This window comes from Streptomyces sp. NPDC000404, assembly GCF_040300365.1.
In the GTDB taxonomy this organism is placed as follows: Bacteria; Actinomycetota; Actinomycetes; order Streptomycetales; family Streptomycetaceae; genus Streptomyces; species Streptomyces ramulosus.
In genome coordinates, this window is sequence record NZ_JBEPDN010000010.1 from 44,613 (window position 1) to 62,158 (window position 17,546).

The window sequence follows — 17,546 nt, forward strand, 5'->3', positions numbered from 1 at the left end:
TCACGCCTCCCCGCCGGCGCCGACGAAGTGGAAGCCGGGGCGCGGATGCATCAGGAAGTCGTGGTGCGAGATGTTCCAGGCGTACGCCCCGGCCAGGCCGAACGCCACCCGGTCACCGGCCCGCAGCCCCGGCGCCGTAACGCCCCGGGCCAGCAGGTCCTTCGGGGTGCACAACTGGCCGGTGAGGGTGATCCGTTCGCCCGTGGCGGCGGGGCGCGGCCACGGGTGCGGCCACGGTGCGTCGGACGGCAGCGCGGTGCAGGGCTGGTCGTGGCCCTTCGTCGCGGGGGTCCGCAGATGGTGGGTGCCGCCGCGCACCACCGCGAACTCCTCGCCGTGGCTGGTCTTCACGTCCAGGACCTCCGTCGCGTACCAGCCGCAGTACGCGGTCAGCGCCCGGCCCGGTTCGATACGGAGCGTCAGGCCGGGGTGGTCGGCCGCCAGCCGGGCCAGACCGGCGCCGTAGGCGGCCCAGTCGAAGCGCTCCTCGGGCGCGGCGTAGTCGACGGCCATGCCGCCGCCGACGACGACCTCGGCGAGCGGGACGCCGTGCCGGGCGGCGAGCGCCGCCGACCACGTCACGATCGCGGTGGCCACCGCCAGCTGCTCGGGTGCCCGCAGACCGCTCGCCAGATGGGCGTGGACGCCGCGCAGCTCCAGCTGCGGCAGCTCGCCGCCGGTCAGCGCCCGGACCAGGGCGTCGGCCTCGGCGGGGTCCGCGCCGAACGGGGTGGGGCGGCCGCCCATCGCCAGCGACACCCCGTCCAGGGCGTCGCCCTCCACCGGCAGGTTGAACCGCAGCAGCACCGCGATCCGCCGCCCCGGGGCGTGCCGGGCGGCGAGCGCGCCGAGCATCCGCAGCTCGTGGCCGCTCTCCACATGGAACCGCGCCACGCCCAGCTCCAGCGCCCGGACGATCTCCGCGGGCGTCTTGCCGGGGCCGCCGAACGCCAGCGGCGCGTGCGGCACCGCCCCGTGCACATGGGCGAGTTCGCCGCCGGACGACACCTCGTAGCCGTCGACATGCGGGCGCAGCGCCGCCAGCAGCCGCGGCTCGGGGTTGGCCTTCGCCGCGTAGTACAGCTCGACGCGCGGCGGCAGCGCGGCCCGTACCCGGGCGGCGTGGGCGGCCAGCGCCGTCAGGTCGTAGACGTACGCGGGCAGTTCCTCCGGCGCCAGCGCGGCGATGCGGGCGCGGACGGCGGGGGTGGGGTCGGTCATGCGGTGCTCCGGGGGGTGGTGCCGGCGCCGGTGAGGACGGACTCGGCGAGCGGGGAGGGCAGCCGGACGTATCCGGCGTCCCGGTCGGCCTTGCGCTCCCAGCGGGTGAGCAGATTGGCCTTGGCGGGCAGCGGCACCCCGGCCAGCAGCGCGGCCAGCCGCGGCGGGCAGCCGTGCCGCTCGGCGTGCGACGCCAGCGTGGCGCGGACCCGTGCCCACAGCGCCGCCTCGGTGCCGGGGTGCAGATCGGCGAGGGCGGCGAGGAGTTCGGCGACGTGGTTGACGAGCAGGCAGTACACGACGCGGTCCCAGCCGCGTTGCGCGTCGTACGTCATGGGGCCCGCGACGTCCGGCGGGAGCGCGGCGAGGGTGGCGGTGTGGTGTTCGGGGACGAGCTTGGTGCCCTCCAGGTCGCGGAAGACGACCTGGGCGGGCATGCCGTCGCCGTCCACGCAGATCAGCACGTTCTGCAGATGCGGTTCGAGGACGAGCCCGTGGTCGAAGTAGGCGGCGAGGACCGGCGGGATCAGCAGGTCGAGATAGGCGCCCCACCAGGCCAGCGCCTCCTCGGGGCCGCGTCCGGCGGGCAGCTGGGAGATGTGCGCGGGGCTGGTCGGGTACTCGTCGGCGACGGCGCCGGCCAGCAGCGGGGTGGTGCCCGGCAGCAGGCGGCGGGAGAGCCCCTCGCGGACGATCACGCCGAACCCCTCGAAGAGCGCGGTGTCCCGTGTGCCGTCCGGACCGGGCAGCGCCACGCTGCGGTAGGCCGGCTCGCGCAGCACGGCGCTGCCGGGGAAGCGGGCCGCCAGATCGTCGAGGGCGGGGGCCAGCAGCCGGGTGAGGGCGATGGCGCCGGAGAGTTCGTACGCGGAGTTCTTCCGCAGGCAGTTGGTGATCCGCACGTTCAGGCTGAACTTCAAGAACGTGTCGGGGGCGTGCAGGGTGCGCACCGAGGCGGTCGCGGTGAACGGGGTGGGGCCGGTGCCCAGGACGCGGAGGTCGCCGCGGTCGACGGCGGCGCGCAGCACCGGATGGTCGCGGAGCAGGGCGTACTGCCAGGGGTGGGCGGGGAGCAGGCGGTAGCCGTCGGGGACGTCGGTGGCGAGCGCGTCCAGCGGGGCGGCGGCGCCGTCGGCGGCGGTCTCCTGGGCGATCAGCTCCTCGCGGACGGCGAGGTGCAGCAGCCCGAAGCGGCCGCCGGTCTCCGGTGCGTACATCCGCCAGGCCGCCGGGTCGCCGGTGCGGGCCTTGGGGGTGGGGTGGAAGCGGTGGCCGAAGAGGAGGGCCTGTTCGGAGGCGAGGTAGGCGTCGGTCCACTCCGGGGCGCCGGCGGGCACCGGCGGGTGCGGCAGCGGCCGGGTGGTGAGGGCGGCGGCCAGCGCCCGGTGGCCGGAGGCGAACTGGTCGAGGAACTCGTCGTTGTGGACGCCGGTGCGCAGCGCCAGCTCGGTGTGGACGTACTCGGCCAGGCGCCGCGGGCCGATCTCGCGCCAGCCGTCGCCGTCCTGGGCGGTGACCGGGCCGGTGAAGCGGTGCGCGCCCAGCAGCGAGGTGCGGCGCAGCGCGACCCGCAGCAGCACCCCGCGGCGCGGCAGGCGCAGCAGCAGATGGCCGCGGTCGACGGCGGTCTGGTGCTCGGGCCCGGAGACCTCGCGCAGCAGGCAGTTGAGGAGGGTGTGGGCCGCGGCGTGATCCGCGGTGGGCAGGGCGCCGGGGGTGGCGCCGGGCGCGGTCGTGGGACCGGCGGGGTTGGTGAGCGGGGGCATCACAGGCTCCTGCGGAGGCGGGGACGGCGGATGAGGGGGAGGGCGCAGGCGAACACCGTGGCCAGGGCGAGGGCGGTGCCGATCAGCAGCGGCGCGGACGGCCCGAACCAGGCGTTGCCGGCCGCGGCGGCCAGACCGGCGGCGACCGCGCCGGCCTTGGAGAAGAATTCGATGGAGCCGAAGAGCCCGCCGGGCGCCCGGCCCGCGGCGCAGTCGGCGGCCAGCACCGACAGCCCGACCAGGCCCAGCGTGAGCCCGGCGCCCAGCACCAGCCGTACGGCGGCGAAGGCGGCGAGCGAGTCGGCGGCGGCGTGCCCGGCGGACCCGGCGGCTATGCAGGCGAAGCCGAGTATCAGGCCGAGGCGGGGGCGGCGCCGGCAGAAGCGGTGCGCGGCCATCGCGCCGGCCAGGTAGACCATGTGCGGCAGCGCGAACAGCACCCCCGAGGTCACCGGCCCGGTGCCCGGCAGCCGCTCCTCGACGAGCGAGATCAGATAGGGGAAGGAGATCACCGTCGAGAGGACGAAGACGAATTCGAGGGCGTAGAGGGAGCGGAGGGCGGCGGGGGAGGCGACCGCGGGGGCGGCGGTCTCTCCGGTGGCGCGCCCGTCGGCCTCGTCGGGAGCCTCGGCCGGGGCGGTGCGGCGCGGCGGCTCCGGCAGCGCCGCCAGCATCGCGGCGGCGGCCAGCGGCAACGCGGCCAGCAGCGCGTACTGCCGGTGCGGGGAGAGCCACGGGGTGAGCGCGCCGACGACGATGGGCGCGCAGACCAGCGCGGCGCGGGCGCTGCCCTGCATCAGCGTCAGCGCCCGGGACAGCTCCGCGCCCTCGAGCGTCGCGCCGAGATAGCCGTTGGACGCGGCGAAGGTGCCGCCCAGCACGCCCTGGAGGACCAGCGCCGCGGCGAACAGCTCCAGCGAGTCGGCGAACCCGGCCAGCAAGAACGCCGCGGCCAGCCCCAACTGCGCCCGCAGCAGCAGCCGTTTGCGGCCGTAGCGGTCGGCGAGCCGGCCCCACAGCGGGGCGCCCAGCGCGCCGAAGACGGTGGGCACGACGTAGAGCAGCCCGGCCCAGCGGGCGGCGCCCTCGCCCAGCTCGGGCAGGATCGCGGTGAGGTACGGCGGCAGGCCCAGCGCCGCGAAGGACGCCACGAAGTAGCACCCGGCCACGGCGTGCACCTGGCGGCGGCCCGGCCGGGCGGGCGCGGGCGCCTCGGTGGCGGGTGCCGGCGCGGAGAGCGTCACCGGGAACCACCGCCGGGCAGCAGGTAGTTGGGCCCGTCGGTGTAGTGCTTGTTGATGTCGGCGGCGCCCGAGCGCTCCTTGGAGAGCAGCGTCCCGGCGCTGACCATCGCCTTCACCGGCAGCGTCGGCGCGTCCAGCACCCGGGCCCGCAGCACCGCGCCGGGCGTGCCGGGCGCGGTGCCCTGCCGGGCCGCGGCCTCGGCCAGCCGGTCGCGTATCAGGTCCAGCAGGCGCGGCAGCGGGGCGCGGCCGGCGCGGGCCAGCGCGAACGCGTAGGAGGCGGCGCAGAGATGGACGGTGATGGTGGCGAAGACGGCGGCGAGGGCGGAGTCGTCGTCGGTGAAGATCCGCGGGTCGTCGAAGTCCGCGCGGCCCGGCGCGTCGGCGCCCAGCCGCTCCCGCATCCGGGCCGGGTGCAGCCGCGGCGCGTCGTTGTCCTTGAACAGCAGCCGCAGCCGGGTCGGCCCGCCGCCGGGACGGTCCAGCACCACGGAGACGTTCTGCTGGTGCGACTCCAGCGCGATGCCGTACCCGAAGAGGGTGGCCTGCCAGTCCAGGAGCAGCGCGAACAGCGCGTCGAGGAGGGCGAGCGGGTCGCCGTCGTGGAAGCGGTCGGCGAGGTGGTCGAGGACGAGCCCGCCGGCGGGCGCCGGGGCGAGCAGCGCGGCCAGCGGCACCACACAGCTGTCGTCGAGCCCTGCCGGCAAGCGGCGGCACAGCACCGCCAGCATCTCGTGCCCGGCGTGCGCGTACACCGTCTCGTCGGCCTGGAGGACGCGCCCGGCGAAGCGCGGCTCGCGGGCGATGACCTGGTCGAGGAGGCGCTGTCCGGCGGCGCCGTCGACGAGGGTGCGGGGCTTGATGGTGCGCCGGTTGCGCAGGCCCAGGGTGGCGGTGGCCAGCGGGAGCTTCAGATGGAGCAGCGGGTCGGCGGCCACCGCCACCGTCCGCATCGACAGCGTCGGGACGACGTCCAGCAGCGGCCGGTCCGCGAGCACCGCCCGCTCCGCAAGGCCGCTCTCGCGCAGCGCCTGGGCCAGCGGGGCGCCGGTGCTCAGCGGGTGGACGGGCAGCGCGACATGCGTGGCGTCCAGACCGTCCAGGCCGAGCGCGCCGGGCGTCGGCAGCAGCGCGGGCAGCGCGTCCGGGCCGCCCGCGACGTCCACCGCCTCCAGTGGCAGCGCCAGCCAGCGCAGCGCGAAGGACGGGTGGAACTCCGGTGCAAAGGCGCGCAGCTGGTCCTCGGTGAGGCCGGAGCGGCCACGGGAGGTGGGGTAGACGGGGTGGTCCAGGCGGGCGGCGAGGGCGTCGTACGCCAGGCTCGCGACGGGGCCCGTCCACTGCGCCGGGCCGGCGCCGTACCGCGCGGTGAGCGCCGCCGCCACCTCGTCCCGGGTGCGGGTGTGCAGCCGCATCGTGGCCAGGGTCTGGCGGCACTCCTCGGCGAAGGCGTCGTGGCCGCCGCGGTCGGCCTCATCGGCGTGGGCGCGCAGCGCGCCGAGCACCGCGCCGAGGGTGTCGAGGCGGGCGCCGTCGGCCTCCCGGACCAGCAGCGGCAGCCGGGCGGCGGCCGCGCTCTGGTAGCCGTCGCCGGTCACCGGCAGCAGCAGCGCCCCGGCCGCGCCGTCGGCGGGCAGCCGCAGCCAGCGGCCGTCGGGCCGCTCCAGCGGCGTGGTGCGGGTGCGCAGCCCGGCGACGTCCTCGCGCAGCAGCGCGCTCAGCACCCGCAGCAGCAGCGCGCCCTCGTCGTCCCCGGTGGTCTCCGGGGTGGTCTCGGTGGCGGTGCTCACGCGGTGATCTCCCAGCGTCCGTCGGCGAGAAAGGCGTCCGCGGCCCGTTCGACGGCGTCCCGGTCGTCGCCGGTTGCCCGGACCACGCCCAGGTAGTCGCGGTTGGTGCGGTGGTGCGGCCGGGTGGTGCCGACGGCGCGCAGCGGGCGGTAGGCCAGGCGGACGCCGCCCGTGGTGCGGTCGGTGGTGGCGGGCGCGGCGGTCAGCGTCCCGGCGCGGTCGGCGAGGGCGTACGCGACGCGGGCGGCGCCGCCGGTGCGGGCGCCGAGGTCGGCGGGGAGCGGTTCGCCGAGGTGGGTGCGGAGGATGCGGGCGAAGAGCGGGATGCCCAGCACGTCGGCGAGCGCCTGGTCGCACTGGTCGCCGATGGCGCGGTAGTTCACCTCGATGAGCCGCGCCCGGCCCTCGTGCACCACGAACTCGGTGTGGCAGGCGCCGAACCCGACGCCCAGCGCGTCGAGTTGCGCCAGCACCTGCGCGGTGACCGGCTCCGGATGGGCCGCCACGAAGTCGTGCCGCTCCTCGATGAAGGTCGGCGGCGCGGAGACGGTGGTACGGAAGCCGCCCAGGACGTGGCGGCGGTGGCCGTCGCCCAGCGTCTCCAGCGTGCGCAGCTGCCCGAGCAGGAACTCCTCGACGAGCAGCGCGGCGTCCGGGCGGCGGCCGCGGATCGCGGTGGCGTGCGCCACCAGCTCGGCCGCGTCCCGGGCCAGCAGCACGTCCTCGCTGGCCACGCCCTCGCGCGGCTTGACGACGCAGGGGAAGGGCAGCGCGGCGCCGGCGAGGACGGACGGGTCGGCGCCGGCGGGGAGTTCGACGGCGCGGACGGTGTCGGCGCCGCGGGCGGCGAGGTGGCGGCGCAGCTCGGCCTTGTTCTTGGCGCGCAGCGTGACGCGCCAGTCCTTGCCGGGCAGCCCGAAGTAGGCGGCGGCCAGCGCGGTCTGCGTCTGGAGGTGGTCGCTGTTGGTGAAGACGGCGTCGGCCGGGTGGTGGGTGGCGATCCGGCCGATGACGGCGGCGACATCGGTGACCTCGCACGCCAGGACCTCGGTGTCCGGACAGGCGGCCCGGGTGTCGTCCGGGTGGTCGGTCAGGACGGTGACGTCCAGACCGAGCCCGGCGGCGGCGGGGAGGAAGCCGTCGGTGACCGAGTCGGTGGGGTTGCGGGCGAGCAGGTACATCCGCATGAGCGGGAACCCCTTCGGGGTCGGGGGCGGTGCAGGGGGGGAGGGGAGCGGGGCGGGCGGTCCGGGGACGTGAACCGCCCGCCCCGTCAGGTCACTTCGGCGGCAGCGGAACGCCCGCGGCCTTGGCGACGTCGGCGAGCATGTGCTCGGCCGCCTGGATGCCGATGCCGGACATCCACGTCTCGTCCGGGACCTCGAAGACCTTGTCGTTCTTCACGGCGGACAGGCTCTTCCAGACCGGGTTGGAGGTGACCTCCTTGCGCTGGGTCTTCTCCGGCACGTCCGCGACGGTGACGAACACCAGGTCCGCGTCGGCGCGGTCGATCTCCTCCGGACCGACGTCGGCCATCGTCTTGTCCGGGTCGGTGGAGGCTTGCGAGGCGGGCCGCTTCAGCCCGATGTCGTCGAGGACCACACCGCTGAACGACGACCGCTGGTAGAGGCGGGTCGGTCCGGCGATGAAGCGGACCACCGAGGCGGTCGGCATGGTGCCGTGGTTCTTCTTGCGGATGGCCTCGCCCAGGTGGCGGGCGCGCTCCTGGTAGCTCGCCATCGCCGCGTCGGCCTTCTTCTCCAGGCCCAGCGCGCGGGCGTGGACCTTGAGGTTGGCCTTCCAGGGGCCGCCGGTCGTCTCGGTGAAGACGGTCGGCGCGAGCGCCTTGAGCTTGTCGTAGACCTTCTCGTGGCGGACCTTCGACGACAGGATCAGATCGGGCCGCAGGCTCGCGATCTTCTCCAGGTTGGGTTCGAGCAGCGGCCCGACGTCGGTGACGCCGCCGATCTCCGACTTCAGGTAGTTCGGGAAGCCGCCCTCGGTCTTCATGTGCGGCGAGACCGCGCCGACCGGGTCGACGCCGAGCATCGTGACGTCGTCCAGCTCACCGGTGTCCAGCACCACGACCCGCTTCGGCTTCGACGGGACGGTCACGTCCCCCATCGCGGTCTTGACGGTACGGGGGAAGGCACCGCCCGCGGTGTCCTTCGCCCCGGCGTCGCCGGAGCCGCCGCATGCGGCGAGCGAGACGGTGCCCAGGACGGTGGCGAGCAGCGCGGCGGCGAACCGGCGACGGCCGCGCGGCAGGGATCTGTTGACCATGAGTGTGTCTTCCTCGGTCGGCGGTGTACGGGATACGGGGGGCGGGTCAGGCGTGCACGGCGCCGCGCCGGGCGGCCCGGCCCAGCGGGACGACCAGCGGGGTGCCGGTCTCCGGGTCCGGGATCACCCGGCACTCCACGCCGAACACGGACCGGACCAGCTCCGCGTCCAGCACGTCGGCGGGCGCGCCGGACGCGGCGAGGCGTCCGTCCTTGAGGACGACGAGGTGATCGGCGTAGCGGGCGGCCTGGCCGAGGTCGTGCAGGACCATCACGACGGTCCGGCCGGCCTCGGCGTGCAGTTCGGCGACGAGATCGAGGACGTCGAGCTGATGGCGCAGGTCCAGGAAGGTGGTCGGCTCGTCGAGCAGCAGCAGATCGGTGTCCTGGGCGAGCGCCAGCGCGATCCAGGCCCGCTGCCGCTGCCCGCCGGAGAGCTGGTCGACGCTCTGGTCGCGCAGCACGTCGGTGCCGGTGCGGGCCAGCGCCGCGTCCACCGCCGCCTGGTCCTTCGCCGACCAGGGGCTGAGCAGCTTCTGGTGCGGGTAGCGGCCGAGCCGGACCAGCGCCTCGACGGTGATCGCCTCGGGCGTGACGGGCTGCTGCGGCAGCAGCCCCATGCGCAGCGCCAGCGCCTTCGCGGACATCCGGTGGATGTCGGAGCCGTCGAGGGTGACGGTTCCGGCGGCCGGTGCGAGCAGCCGCGTAAGACCCCGTAGCAGGGTGGACTTGCCGCAGGCGTTGGGCCCGACGACGGCGGTGACGGCGCCGCCCGGCAGCTCCAGGTCGAGGCCGCCGACGATCAGCCGGTCGCCGTAGCGCAGATCGAGGCCGTGGGTGGCGAGCCGGTCGGCGGTCATCGGGCACTCCTGTGGACGGAACTGCTCTGACGGATCATCAACACCAGCAGCCAGGGCGCCCCCAGGGTGGCGGTGACCACCCCGACCGGCAGCCCGCTGACCGGCAGCAGGTACTGCGCCACCAGATCGGCGGCGAGCAGCAGAACGGCACCGGCCAGACCGGTGAGGGCGAGGGTGGCCGCGGTCGGCGGCCCGGCCAGGAACCGCACCAGATGCGGCACGGCCAGCGCGACGAAGGCGACCGGGCCGGTCAGCGCCGCCGCCAGCGACGCCAGCGCGATGGCGGTGACCAGGATCTGCAGGCGGGCGGCGGAGGTTTTGAGGCCCAGCGCACCGGCCGAGTCGTCGCCGAGGTCCAGCACGGCCAGCCGCCGGTGCTGCGCGAACGCCACGGCCAGCGCGAGGGCCACCGCGCCTCCGGCGGCGCCGACCTCGGCCCAGGTCCGGCCGTAGACCGAGCCGGTGGTCCACTGGAGGGCGGAGCCGGCCAGTTCGGTGGGGAAGCGGACGACCATGAAGTTCACCGCGGCCGACAGCCCCGCCTGGACGGCGAGGCCGACCAGCACCAGCCGGGTCACCCCGGCGCCCGACCGCCAGGCGAACGCGCCCAGCAGCACGGCGGCCAGCAGCCCGCCGCCGAGCGCGGCGGGCGGGATCAGGGCCTGCGGCGCCCCGGCGGCCAGCATCGCGACCGCCCCGAAGGACGCCCCGCCGGTCACGCCCATCACATCCGGCGAGGCCAGCGGGTTGCGGAACAGCCGCTGGAGCAGCGCCCCGGCGACCGCCAGACCGATCCCGGCGACGACCGCCGCGGCCATCCGCGGCGCCCGGAACTGCTGCACCACGACCACATCGGCCCGCTCGCCCAGACCGAGCAGCCCCTTGAGCGCCACCACCGGACCGAGCGGGATCTCACCGACCGCCACGGACGCGGTGGCCAGCGCGAGCAGCGCCACCGCGGCGACCACGAGCAGCAGCAGGGTGCGCCGCGGCCCGTGCACCCGCCGGGCCGCCGGACGCTCCGGCGCCTGGGGACGTTCTCGTACGTCGCTCACCGCGCCGCCTTCCGGGCCAGCAGGGCGAGCAGCGGCGCGCCGAGGAAGGCGCTGACGATGCCGACCTGGAGTTCGGAGGGGCGGATCACCACACGCCCGAGGATGTCCGCGGTGAGCAGCAGCAGCGGACCGGCGACCAGACAGGCGGGCACCAGCATCCGGTGGTCGGAGCCGAACAGTTGCCGCACCAGATGCGGCGCGGCCAGCCCGATGAACGCGATCGGCCCGACGACGGCGACGGCGGAGCCCGCCAGCAGCACCACCGCGAGCCCGCCGGCCAGCCGGATCTTCGCCACCGGCACGCCCAGCGCCTGAGCGGAATCGTCGCCCAGCGCCAGCGCGTTGAGCGCCGGGGTGATCGCGAGCGCCACGACCAGGCCGATCACCAGCGTGGGCAGCACCGGCAGCAGCACCGACAGCGGCCGTTCGGCGAGCGATCCGGCCAGCCAGAACCGCGCCTCGTCCAGGGTGCGGCGGCTCGCCAGCATCACCGTCGACGTCCAGGACAGCAGCACCAGTTGGAGCACCGTGCCGCCCAGCGCGAGCCGGACGGGATCGAGGTCCCCGGCCCGCCGCGCCAGCGCCTGGGCGAAGAGCGCGGCGGCCGCGGCGCCCGCGAACGCGAACCAGACGTACTGGCCCGGCCGGGTCAGATGGAGCGCGTAGATGGCGGTGACGACGGCGAAGCCCGCACCGGCGTTGATGCCGAGGGTGGTGGGGGAGGCCAGCGGATTGCGGGTGATGCCCTGAACGACGGCCCCGGCGACGCCGAGCGCCGCGCCGACCGCGAGCCCCACCAGGGTGCGTGGCAGCCGCAGTCCGGTGATCACCAGCGCGTCGCGGCCGTGGGCGGTGCCGGTCAGGGCGTCCAGCACGGTGGACAGCGGCACGGAACGGGTGCCCCAGGCGAGGCTGAGGGCGGCGCAGAGCGCCAGCGCGGCGAGCCCGGCGGCCACCAGGGCCAGGCGCCGCAGCAGCGGCGGAAGGGCCCGCGCGGGCCCCGAACGGGCCCCCGTCGCAGGGGGTTTGGTCGTCAACACGCGTCGTGACATTAGGTTAGGCAAACCTAAAGACGCAAGTGGGGAGCCGGGGATCCGGGGAAACGTCCGCTTCTGCCCCGCGGCCGTCTCACCGGCACATCGGACATCACCCCCGATTCCCGGACCTCCGCGTAAGCACGCCCCGCCGCCGCCCCCGGGCCGGCAACGCGAAGGCGGCCGCCGGTCCGGAACCGGCGGCCGCCTCGGGGTTGTCGTCAAACTCCTGTCGTCGCGCGGCGGACGGGAGCGTGGCGACAGGTACCGGGTGCGGGGATCAGCGGCGGAAGCTCCGCTCGAAACGCTGGAAGGCGCCCTCCTGGCGCCACTCCGCGGCCGCCTTCGGGCTGGCGTCGAGCAGTCGGCGGCACTCCGCGCCCGGCGCCGGACTGCCGGGGCGCACCCCGCCGCAGGCGTCGACGGTGCGGTAGCCGTCACGGGTGGGGTTGCCCCGCCACAGATCGGCCCCCGGCAGGAAGCCGTACTTCAGGGACGCGCGGGCGAGGTCCTTCAGCTCCGCGTACGACAGGCCGTAGGTCCGGGCGGCGTACGCGTACTCGTGACTGATGTCGGTCCGGCTGATGCCCGGATCGTCGGTGGACAGCACGACGGGCACGCCGAACGCGCGGTAGGTCGCGAAGGGATGGGCGGCGCCGCGGACCCCGAGGATCTGGGCGTTGCTGGTCAGCGGCACCTCCACGGGGATCTCCCGGTCCGCCATGGTGCGGGCGGTGCGCTGCCAGCGGTCCTCGTGGACGAGGTCCACACCGTGCCCGATCCGCTCGGCGCCGGCGACGTCCACCGCCTCCTGGATGTGGAACTTCAGCTCCTGCGGCTTCACCAGCCCGGGCCACAACTCACCGGCGTGCAGCGTCACATGGGCCTTGGGGTAGACCCCGCGCAGATACTTCAGCATGCGCATCTGCAGACGGTAGTCGCGCAGCGCCCGCTCCCCGTCCTCCGGCTGGACGAGGTTGATCGCGACGAAGCGCCGGTCGCGCTCGGCCAGCCGCATTCCGACGGCCATCTGCGTGAAGACCCGCTCCGGCGCGCTGCCCCGGGACACCTGGGAGACCCAGCGGACGGGCAGCCGGCAGGCCGGCTCGGCGCGGGCGGTGCCGCAGTGCGCGGTGGCGCGGAACTCGGTGTCCGCGTCGTCCGCCTCCTGGCGCGCCCGGGCGATGACGCGGTCGAGCCGGCCGCCGGCCACCAGCTTGTGGTGGAGCGCCGCGAAGTCGTCGTCCCAGCCGACCGCGTCGGCCAGCTTCTTCGCCTCGTCGGACGCGGGCGTGACCATCGTCTCGACGTAGAACTGGTGCTGCGCGGCAGCGGTGTTGGCCACCTGGGCCAGCTGCTCGCCGCGGTGGCGCCAGGTCACCTCGCCGAACTTGCCGAAGGCGTCGAAGAAGTGGTCGTGGCCGTTGCCGTCCGCGGGGAAGTCCTGCATGGACCAGGCGCGCACGATCGCGTCGTGGAAGGCGCGGTCGCGGCGGGCGTCGGCGGCGGGCCGGGCGCCGGGCCCGCACGGCGGGGCGACGGCGGTCATCGTGGCGGTCTCGATGCACAGACCGTCCTGGGTCGCCTGCCCGATGAGGTACTCGGGGGTGACCGCGCCGGACAGGTGGTTGTGCAGATCACCTCCCTTCGGCAGCTGCCGGAAGAAGGTTCGCAGCGCGCCCGGGTCGCGGCGGATGGCGGTCAGATAGGCGTCCGTGCCCCGCTCCGTCGCGGTCATCGGACGGACGGCGGGGGCCGCGGCGCGCGCGCCGCCCGCGGAGGAGGCGTCGGCGTGCGCGGCGGGCCCGGCGGTCAGCGTGGACACCAGGGCGAGGGCGCCGATTCCGGCGACGACAGGGGTGCGGGGCCGGCGGCGGCCCGGAGTATTCGCAGAAGTCACCTCCGCATGATCGTGGCCGCCCGGCCCGCGGCGTCAGGTTCCGGCCTTCCCATCACCCGAGTGGGTGACAGTGAACGGCCCCGTCCCCAAGGATTCCGGGAACGGGGCCGCTACGGAACGGGCTCCGGCTCAGTCGCGGGACGCCTGCGCCCCGACGCCCTCCCGGCCCGGCTCCTTACGGGCCGCGGGCACCGGCGCGGAGATCCGCCCGGTCTCGGCGAGCACCACGACCGCATCGTCCGCCCGCAGCGAAAGCGGCGCGCCCTTGGGCGGATTGAGGACGACGCCGTACCCGGGCGGGGTGTCGCTCTCGTCCGCGCGGCGGTAGCCGATGGCGGTCTCACCGCGCTGCCGGGCCGCCTCGATGACCGTGGCGAAGTTGGCCGGTGCGTCCGGTGTGAGATAGCCGCCGGCGGGCTTGAGGTAGATCTCCGACCCCTCGGGGTCGAAGAGGTCGCTGAAGACGGCGTGCAGATGCCGGTCCTCGACCAGCTGGGTCAGCAGCAGACTGATGATCTTGGTGCTGACGATGAAGTCGTCCGCCTTGGTGACCTGCGCGATCTCCCGGTTGGCGTCGCTGTTCATCTCCGTGACGATCGAGTACGGGGTGCCGGTGCGGGTGGCGATGTCCCGCAGGTGCAGCAGCGTCACCAGCGTGCGGTCGTCGGCGCGGTCGGAGCCGATGTCGTCGTCGGTCAGCACGATGATGTGCCGGTAGCGGTCCAGCCCCAGCGCCTCCAGCGACGGCCGGTGCGTCGGCTCGCAGCGCCGGAAGCCGACGGCGAGGTTCTCCAGTCCCTCCCGGGGCAGCGCCGCGGGCTCGCGCGGCGCCGCGACGTCGATCAGCGAGCCGGGCTCCACCAGCCGGTCCAGCAGCGTGATGATCTTCGCCGCCCGGGAGTTCCAGCCGATGACGAGCGTGTGGTCGGGCGTGGACTCCCCGCCGCTGCCCGTGGTCATCGCCTCCGCGACGAGATCCGGCCGGGTCTGCGCCCGCCGGATCAGCAGATCGTCCTCCGCGATCACCAGGATCTCGTCCCCGCCCGCGACCACCGCATCCATCGGCGGGTTGACCTGCACCTCCCCGTTCTCCCGGCGCAGCCCGACCGGAACGCCCAGCTCGAACCCGTTGAGCGTCTCGCCGTAGGTGCCACCCGCCAGCGGCCCCGCGGGATACGGATAGATCTCGTTCCCCTCGAAGCTGAGCAGCTCGTTGAAGACGGTCGACAGACCGGACTGCCGGTGCGACTGCACGATCAGCCGGACGGCGATGTCGTCGGCGTCGATGACCAGCGCGGAGTCCCCGGCCGCCAGCCGCGCCGCCGCCAGGTTCGGCGAACTCTGCACCGCCGCCACGATGTTGGGCCGCTCGCCCCGCCACTCCCGGCTGTTGAGGAGCAGCAGCACCTTGATGACCTCGGTGTCGCTGTCGTCCCCGACGGGCGGCAGCACCATGACGGACTTGGCCGCGTCCAGGCTCACCAGCTCCAGGTCCTGCCGCTGCAACGGGCTGCCGGAGCGGCAGATCACCCGGGTACGCCCGGTCTCGGGGATCCGGCGGCGGATCTCCTCCTCCATCTTGACCTTGTCCCGGTCGGCGAGGATCACCACACACGAGCGCCGCTCGCTCTGATTGGCCTCCACCAGCTCCGCGAGCACCGTGAACACCTGCTCCGACCAGCCCAGCACCACGGTGTGCCCGCGCTCGACCAGCCGCGACTTCCCGCGCCGCAACTCCTCGATCCGCGCCTCCAGTCCGGTCGTCAGCACACCGATCAGGGCACTGACGATGAAGATCCCGCCGATCGTCACGATCAGCATCAACCCGAGGAAGACCGGACCGCCGGTGTCGCCGCCCATCGTCCCGGGATCGAGCGTGCGCAGCACGCTCATCCAGACGACACCGAGCCAGCCGCCGTTCTTCTCCGTGTCCTCATCGGTGAAGAGCACCACCAGCGAGGTCACCGCCGCGATCAACACCACCGAGGCGAGCCCCAGCCAGCCGATCAGCGCGGGCGTCCCCCGGTCCATCGTCCCGTCGAACCAGTACCGCAACCGGCCCCGAAGACCCCGCAGTTTTCTGCCCACCTGAAAAACTCCCTCACGCAACCGGCTGCCCCCGCGCTCCGGCACTTTCATACTTGCGTGATCAGTTAACCGTCATCCGGTACGAAGCAAGGAAGTTGAGAGCCTGATTGACCCGTTCAGGGACCTTTCGACGAATTCAAGCCAAGGGCGGGGACGATCTGCGGTAGGCGGGGTGGCCCGAACCGGATGCGGCGCGATCGAGCCGCACGGGCGACGGCCGCGCCCCCGCGTCCAGGGAATGGCGGGACGCGGGGGCGTGGTGGGGTGGGGCGCCGGAGTCGGTGCGGTGGGGGTCAGATATCCCGGAAGGGACCAGCGGACGCGATGACCTGCTGCAATGGGCGGTCGCTGGTCGCTGACCTGTAGGAATGGCCTTTCGGCTGTTTCGCGCTCGTGCCTGTTGATGCGGCTGGAAGTCCCAGAAAAGTCCCAGAGAACTCCGATGCGCGCAGCCACTCTTTCGGCCCTACGCAGGGAGTGCGGGCGCGGTGTGGGCTGACGTTCGTGCATCGGTGATCCGCCGTGAACGAACGTCAGCGCGTGCATATCGAACGACTAGCGGCCGGTGAAGATCCTGGGGCCTGGGAGCCGCGTGACTGGCGGTCGGTCTATGCCCTAGGTGGGTGTCCGGTACGTGGTGGGTCACGGGCCGTACGGGCTCCAGTTCCCGAGAAAGGGCCTGAGATCGTCGGCTCGTGGTTCGGGGATGTCGGGCAGCCGGGGCGGTGTGTTGAGAGGGTCGAGGCACTCAACGTGGGCTGCTGCCCAGTCGATCCATGCTTCGGCTTCGGTCCTGGCCTGACCTGGGGGCATGGCCTCGACCCGGGTGCGTACGGCGCTCACGTACTCCGTCAGTCGGATGGCGTGGCGCCATGCCGCTTCCTGCGCCTCGAAGCGCCTGACGCGGTACGCCTCGGCGTACTGGACGCGCGCTTTTTCCATAGCGGCTTCCCAGCGGACGCGTTTCTGACGCGCTGCTTCGATCTCGTCAAGACGTCTGCGTTCGGCGGCGTTGCCGCGAAGCGTGACCTCCTGCGTGATCTCGGCGAGCTGGTCTTCGAGGGAGCGTCCGGGGATGTCGGCCCATTCGCTCGCCCGGTGCGGCTGGCCGCCGCTGAGGACGAAGCGGAGGCGTTCGGACGGGGTGTGGTCGAAGCGGGGGATCTTGATCCAGGAGTTCTTCTTGGCCTCGGCCAGTTCCTTCTCGGTGGCGACGTGCTCGGTCCGGTCCTGCTCCTGGAGGACGAGGAACCCCACAGCCTGTCCCTGAGCGGTGATGGTGAAGTGGGGAGATGCCCTGCGGCGGCGATGAGACGGGGGTGCGAAGCCGGTCTGTCCTGCCGAACTGGAATGTCCTTCGGCCTCAGCGGCGGTGATCAGAGCCTGGATAAGCCGGAGGGTACGTCCCTGGACGGACTTGGTCAGGCCCAGCGGCCGGGGTTCGTTCTGTATGGCCCGGACCACGGTGTGCGGCCGCGTGAGCCGCGAGGGCACGGGTACGGGCTGGAGAGCCGCCAGACGCCAGGCAGGGATGTCGACGAGCGTGATCTCGTACCCGCCACGGCACCAGCTCCCGTGCAGCTCCTTCGTCTCCGGGATCTTTCCCGACCTGCGCGCAGCAGCGATGCGGGACGGCCAGTTCGCGGAGCCTGGACCGCCGCCGCTCTTGACGACCCGGCCGCCGGCCTCCGTGAGCTCTTGCAGCAACTGCTCCGTGAACGTCACGCGAGGCTGTCGGGGAGGGCTTGGCTTTCGCCCGGCTGCCGGAGTCTCCAGGGCTCGGGTGGGCCGCGGTTGCGGAGTGGCGACCTGGGGCTTCCGTGGGCGAGACCTGCGGGGAGGGTAGGTGCCGTGCGCCAGGTAATACTGGCCAGCGGTCGTCAGGGCGACGCTCCACTGGCCACCCTTCCGGGAGACCGTGACCAGGCCCCGGTTCTGCAGTGCCTGGCACGTGGTCTTGTAAGAGCTGGTTTCCCATACGCCGACGGGGCACCCGGCTCCCACCCACTGCAGTACCGAGAGCTGCCGTTCGTTGACCTGCCGATCCAATGGGACCACCTTCGACTCGAAGTGATCTATGGCAGCTGCATGCTGCCATCAAGTGGGTGTCCGGGCGGGCGGCGATCTTTACCTTTGCCGTCAATTCGCCTCTACATGCTGCCGGCGAGAAGGCCAGCGGCTTCGGTTGGGGCCTTCAGCCGCTGAGCTTCGCGCGCTATGTGTATTGCGCCTCCATCTCCATGACAGTCGGATACACCACTGCATGATCTCGTCGTCGGCCTTCTTGAAGGACTGCATCAGCTTCG

At 73.8% G+C, this 17,546-nt stretch carries 12 protein-coding genes; all 12 read right to left on the reverse strand.

Translation table 11 applies throughout. From position 1 onward, the window contains the following. Entirely contained in the window at nt 1-1,221 is a 1,221-nt protein-coding gene (locus tag ABT345_RS20300) for a type III PLP-dependent enzyme (protein ID WP_345085376.1), read from the reverse strand. Then, on the reverse strand, nt 1,218-2,987 hold the full coding sequence (locus ABT345_RS20305; RefSeq protein WP_345085380.1) for an IucA/IucC family protein: 1,770 nt from the start codon (nt 2,985-2,987) through the stop codon (nt 1,218-1,220). Before ABT345_RS20305 ends, ABT345_RS20300 begins: the two co-directional genes overlap by 4 nt. Next, a complete protein-coding gene (locus tag ABT345_RS20310; RefSeq protein ID WP_345085383.1) occupies nt 2,987-4,231 on the reverse strand; it encodes an MFS transporter in 1,245 nt (414 codons plus the stop codon). Before ABT345_RS20310 ends, ABT345_RS20305 begins: the two co-directional genes overlap by 1 nt. Next, nucleotides 4,228-6,021, reverse strand: coding sequence for an IucA/IucC family protein (locus tag ABT345_RS20315; RefSeq protein WP_345085386.1), 1,794 nt, complete (start codon nt 6,019-6,021; stop codon nt 4,228-4,230). The genes ABT345_RS20310 and ABT345_RS20315 overlap by 4 nt, the downstream gene beginning before the upstream one ends. Continuing rightward, on the reverse strand, nt 6,018-7,208 hold the full coding sequence (locus ABT345_RS20320; RefSeq protein ID WP_345085390.1) for an ATP-grasp domain-containing protein: 1,191 nt from the start codon (nt 7,206-7,208) through the stop codon (nt 6,018-6,020). Before ABT345_RS20320 ends, ABT345_RS20315 begins: the two co-directional genes overlap by 4 nt. Nucleotides 7,209-7,299: 91 nt before the next feature. Continuing rightward, a complete protein-coding gene (locus tag ABT345_RS20325; protein ID WP_345085393.1) occupies nt 7,300-8,304 on the reverse strand; it encodes an ABC transporter substrate-binding protein in 1,005 nt (334 codons plus the stop codon). A gap of 46 nt (nt 8,305-8,350) precedes the next feature. Further along, nucleotides 8,351-9,163 carry an ABC transporter ATP-binding protein gene (locus ABT345_RS20330; RefSeq protein ID WP_345085396.1) on the reverse strand — a complete coding sequence of 271 codons (813 nt, stop codon included), beginning with the start codon at nt 9,161-9,163 and terminating at the stop codon, nt 8,351-8,353. After that, complete coding sequence (locus ABT345_RS20335) at nt 9,160-10,218, reverse strand: FecCD family ABC transporter permease (RefSeq protein ID WP_386461546.1); 1,059 nt, start codon at nt 10,216-10,218, stop codon at nt 9,160-9,162. The genes ABT345_RS20330 and ABT345_RS20335 overlap by 4 nt, the downstream gene beginning before the upstream one ends. Continuing rightward, nucleotides 10,215-11,195 (reverse strand): FecCD family ABC transporter permease, encoded by a 981-nt coding sequence (locus tag ABT345_RS20340; protein ID WP_386461559.1) that lies wholly within the window; start codon nt 11,193-11,195, stop codon nt 10,215-10,217. The genes ABT345_RS20335 and ABT345_RS20340 overlap by 4 nt, the downstream gene beginning before the upstream one ends. A 337-nt stretch (nt 11,196-11,532) precedes the next feature. After that, entirely contained in the window at nt 11,533-13,152 is a 1,620-nt protein-coding gene (locus ABT345_RS20345; RefSeq protein ID WP_345085399.1) for an adenosine deaminase family protein, read from the reverse strand. Between the two features lie 129 nt (nt 13,153-13,281). Continuing rightward, nucleotides 13,282-15,240, reverse strand: coding sequence for a CASTOR/POLLUX-related putative ion channel (locus ABT345_RS20350; RefSeq protein WP_345085402.1), 1,959 nt, complete (start codon nt 15,238-15,240; stop codon nt 13,282-13,284). A 642-nt stretch (nt 15,241-15,882) separates the two neighbouring features. Then, the gene (locus tag ABT345_RS20355; protein WP_345085405.1) at nt 15,883-16,965 is read right to left on the reverse strand and encodes a hypothetical protein; all 1,083 of its coding nucleotides are present in this window, start codon (nt 16,963-16,965) and stop codon (nt 15,883-15,885) included. Nucleotides 16,966-17,546 lie beyond the last annotated feature (581 nt).